Source organism: Succinivibrio sp., assembly GCF_045124615.1.
In the GTDB taxonomy this organism is placed as follows: domain Bacteria; phylum Pseudomonadota; class Gammaproteobacteria; order Enterobacterales; family Succinivibrionaceae; genus Succinivibrio; species Succinivibrio faecicola.
Genome location: NZ_JBGVMC010000240.1, coordinates 1 through 4523, shown reverse-complemented (window position 1 = coordinate 4523; position 4523 = coordinate 1). Strand labels below are relative to the sequence as shown.

The window sequence follows — 4523 nt, the reverse complement described above, 5'->3', positions numbered from 1 at the left end:
ATATGGCAAAGGAGCAAAGCATTAACGTGCTTCCTGCGACTCCTGTTTGGCAACAATTAGAGCCATCAGAAATCGGTGATGTTGGTGGTGAAACCACTCAAACCTCTCGTACTATCATTAGACCTGATAGACAAAATTCTCGTGGTGCTATTACTGACCTGTCTGCGAGTGCTGACTTCACTCAGGAACTTTCTCAGAATAACGCATTAGAGTTGTTTCAAGGTTTCTGTTTTGCTCAAGCTCACGAACCTTTTACCACAAAACCTCTTAACTCAGCAGGCACTACTGTAGCATGTTCTGCCGATACCTACACTTTAACCGATACCACTTTCGATACTTCAAGTGTTGGTGCTGGCTCTCTTATCTATGCTCACGGCTTTACCATCAGTGCTAACAACGGCTTAAAGACTGTCGATTCTGTTGCAGATAACGTAATCACTGTTACAAGTGCAGGTGGCGTTACTACCGAAACTGCTGGCGATGGCGTTATTGAAGTAGTAGGTAAGACTGTATCAGCTACAATCAGCGTAACAGGTAAGGTTAAGCTCGGCTTTACAGACGCAGACGAACTCGGTCTTGAAATCGGTCAGTGGATCTTTGTCGGTGGTGACACTAACAAGTTTGCTACTAACGGCACTTTCTACGCTCGTATCGGTGCTATCGAAGAAGATGGTTTAGTTCTCGACTTTACCACCAACCCTGCCGAACTGTCAGCAGAAGACTCTACCACTGTTGACCTGTTCTGGGGTATCACTATCCACAATGAAAAGGATATTGATAAGATTAAGAGAACCACATATACAATCGAGGAACGTCTTGGGTTTGCGGATCAGGAAAATACCATTCCACAGGCTTCTTATGTAAGTGGTTGTGTTCCATCTGAAATGACTATCACTGTTGAAAACTCTGCTCTCTCCAAGATCCAATATCAGTTTACAGGTTGCCGTTTCTATACCAAGAAAGGTACTCTCGCTACTGGTACTCGTCTTGATGCATGGGATGAAAAGGGCTACAATAACGCTAATGAAGTTTACCTCGCATGTCTCAGCACCGTATCTAACGACCCTGAAAAGACTGCTCCTGCTGAACTGTTTGCGTTTATGACCAGTGGTAACATCACCATTAACAATAATACCAACGAAAATAAAGCAGTAGGTTGTCTCGGAGCTTTTGATATTTCTGTCGGAAAATTCGATGTTACGGCAAATCCTAATGTATATTTCACAGATGCAGATGTAATCAAGTCTCTGAAAGAGAACATTGACGTAGGTATGCAAATCATCATGTCTCGTAACAACGAGGGTATTGCGTTTGACATCCCTATGATGGGTATGGGTTCTTCAATTCCTAGCGTATCAGATGGTGAACCACTGATGATGGACTTAACTGCTAATGGTGCTAAGAGTAAGTATGGTTATACTTTTGCTATGCAGAACTTCCATTACTTACCTGACGTAGCTATGGCTAGTGATATGACAGGCTTTAGTGATTAGTAGTTTTTGCTAAAATGTTAAAGGCTAGGTAGAAATATCTAGCCTTTTTTGTTGACTTTTTTATTTTTGGTGGTATTATATGTTTATCTAGGTAATTTAGAGGTAAACAAATGAGTAACAAAAGACAAACAATCTTAACAGAAATGTTAAACAAAACAAAAGAACTTATTGATAACGGCAAGGATATTAAATCAGCATGTAAAGAAGTGCTGTTAAACACTCCTAATGTAGAGCGTTACAGAGCATACTATTTTCAGCTTGTTGACGATGTTTTTCCTAAACTAAAAGCAAGTTTAGATCAAAAGTATTTTAAGAACTTTAAACACGGCAATAAATTTCTGTGGGAGTTTATAACTGATACATGTAACACTTGTAAGATGTGCGGAAAAATAATTCCGTCAGTACATGAATACTGTTCAAAAGAATGTATGGAAAGCGACAGGGAAGTTATCAATAAGCGTGTTAAGCAGACCATTGTTGAAAAGTTTGGTGAAGATGGATTACGTTGTAAAGAAATAGCTGAAAAGAAAAAGCGTACAAATCTTGCTAAATACGGTTGCGAATACGTTAGTCAGAATGAAGAAATAAAACGCAAAATGCTAGAGACAAATAAGCGTAATCATGGTGGAATATTAGCCATGCAAAATCCATTGATTAAAGCAAAAATAGTCGAAACAAATTTGCAGAAGTATGGTGTTAGATGTGCAAGTCAAGCACAGGAAGTTAAAGACAAAATCAGACAGACAAACATGGATAGATATGGTTATGTATGTAACTTTGCAGATCCTCAAAAACGTGCTGAATATGAGCAAATCTGCATCGAAAAACACGGAGAAAATTATAAGCAACTGAGCAGAGAAAAAGCCAAAAAAACCTTTTTTAAAAAGCATGGTGTTGAGAATTTTCAGCAGTTAAATCGACCTCATGTAGAAATGTACAATCGTGAAGATGTGCTTGAAAACTTTATTGATGAAAACAACGAATTTATGATAAATGAGTTTTGTGCGTTCTTTAAAGTTGGCAGAACAATGGCTGATAGATTTAAACGAGAAAACAACATAATTAACAGAAATAATGATTGGCATCGTGGCAGAAGCAGTATTGCAGAAGAAGAACTGTTTAAATCAATTCAGTGCGAAAACAAATATCAGAATGATAAGACTATTTTAGGTGGTTTTGAACTTGATATGGTGTTGCCTGACATAAAGTTAGCAATAGAATTTGATGGAATTTATTGGCACTCATTACAGAATGGTAAGGATATGAATTACCATTTAAACAAAACAAAAGGTTGTGCTGATAAAGGCTATCAGTTATTTCATGTGTTTGAAGATGATGATATGGAAATATGGAAGTCTATGATTAACAACAAACTTGGTTTAAATCAGCGTATCTATGCTCGTAAGTGTGAGATAAGAGAGGTTGATTTTGGAGAAAGTTTGAATTTTCTCGATAACAACCATTTGCAAGGTTCATGTGTAAGCAGTATCAGATATGGCCTATATTACAACAATGAGCTAGTACAGCTTATTACTTTTGGCAAATCTCGTTATGATAAAAAGTATGACTATGAATTGCTACGCTTGTGTACGCTTAAAGGTTTTTGTGTTGTGGGTGGTGCTAGTAAATTGTTCAAGCATTTTATTAGTAATCATAAAGGAACAATAATTAGTTATGCCAACAGACGATTTAGCAAAGGCGATGTTTATGAGCAACTTGGCTTTGAGTTTAAAGGCGAAACAAAACCTAATTATTATTATGTTAAAGGGGATCAGACTTATTCTCGCTTAAAATTCCAAAAACATAAATTAGCAAAAATGTTAGAGAATTACGATCCTAATTTAACAGAATATGAAAACATGCTGAATAACGGCTATGATAAAATATATGATTGTGGCAATTTAATTTATTTATATAACAATAATTTGTGATATAATATCTGTACTTTTAACAAATAGAGGAAATAAAAATGGGTGGATTACTTTCAAAATACTTCACCGACAAAAACGCTGAAAAGGCTGGCGTTTGGGTCGAGTACACTGATCTTGTCAATGACGATAATACCTATCCTGCTTTCTGTGTAAAGCGTATCAGCCCTACTAACACTTCTTATCAGGCCAAAATCACTCCTGAATTGCAGAAGTTATCAGCCTTGCAGAAAAGACTTGAAACAAAGCCTGACGATAACAAGGCCGTTGAAGAACTTTCTAAAATCTCTAAGAGACTTGCAAATATCTTTGTTGACGAAATCCTTGTCGGTTGGAAAGATTTAAAGTATTCTGCCAAATTAGACGAAGATGGCAACATGATATTAGATGTTGACGGCAATCCTATCTGTGAAGAACTTGAGTATTCAAAAGATACTGCTAGAGAATTGTTAGGTGACGCTGACTTTGCCGAACTGTTAAGATGGCTTATGGATCAAAGTGCTGAAATTTCAAACTTTTTAGCATGTAACAGACGAAATGATTTAAAACATTAATCGAGTTTTTTGATTACGGATATTACCACAGCTCACAAGAACATAAAAACCTTGAACGAGCTGTGGCGATGGCTAAAAGGTTTGGCCAAAAAGTAAGTTTAAATGTGCAAACAAAATTAGAGCAGAACGCTCCCGATTTACCACAACATTTACTGATTTTTTTTCAAGCCTTTAAAGACCTAAACACCCAAAGACCTGTTGGCTTTGCTGTTGGATATATCCCTTTTTTAGATATTGTCGCTTATGCAAAAGTGTATGATTTTTCAGAAGAACTGCAAGACGATTTAATCTATTTTGTCAGAGGATTGGATGAACATTACATTGAAATAATCAACAAAGAACAGCAGAAAAAGACGGACAGTTTAAAGTCAAAAAACTCGTTAAACCATAAATAAAGGAGGTTATTTTGTATAACCTCCTTTTTAGTTTATACTATGCTACGAGGTGATTTTATGAGTGATATTGACATAAGGATGCATGTTGAGTTTGACGGAGACTCATATGTCAAAAAAATGTCTTCCTTAGATAACAGACTTCAACAGCTACAC

4 protein-coding genes are annotated in these 4523 nt (G+C 36.6%); all 4 read left to right on the top strand.

The window, feature by feature from the left end; translation table 11 throughout:
- Positions 1-1493: phage tail tube protein (locus tag ACJML3_RS06330; RefSeq protein WP_406021616.1), on the top strand; the 1493-nt coding region annotated here is incomplete at its 5' end.
- A gap of 110 nt (positions 1494-1603) precedes the next feature.
- Positions 1604-3424: a hypothetical protein gene (locus ACJML3_RS06325; RefSeq protein WP_406021614.1), complete on the top strand. Its 1821-nt coding sequence runs from the start codon at positions 1604-1606 to the stop codon at positions 3422-3424.
- Between the two features lie 38 nt (positions 3425-3462).
- The gene (locus tag ACJML3_RS06320) at positions 3463-3975 is read left to right on the top strand and encodes a hypothetical protein (RefSeq protein ID WP_406021612.1); all 513 of its coding nucleotides are present in this window, start codon (positions 3463-3465) and stop codon (positions 3973-3975) included.
- A gap of 68 nt (positions 3976-4043) precedes the next feature.
- Positions 4044-4370: a hypothetical protein gene (locus ACJML3_RS06315; protein WP_406021610.1), complete on the top strand. Its 327-nt coding sequence runs from the start codon at positions 4044-4046 to the stop codon at positions 4368-4370.
- The last annotated feature ends 153 nt before the right edge of the window (positions 4371-4523 follow it).

Excerpts from the sequence above, each read along its gene's own strand:
- ACJML3_RS06325 (WP_406021614.1), top strand. The coding sequence starts at position 1,604 with ATGAGTAACAAAAGACAAACAATCTTAACAGAAATGTTAAACAAAACA.
- ACJML3_RS06320 (WP_406021612.1), top strand. The coding sequence starts at position 3,463 with ATGGGTGGATTACTTTCAAAATACTTCACCGACAAAAACGCTGAAAAG.
- ACJML3_RS06315 (WP_406021610.1), top strand. The coding sequence starts at position 4,044 with ATGGCTAAAAGGTTTGGCCAAAAAGTAAGTTTAAATGTGCAAACAAAA.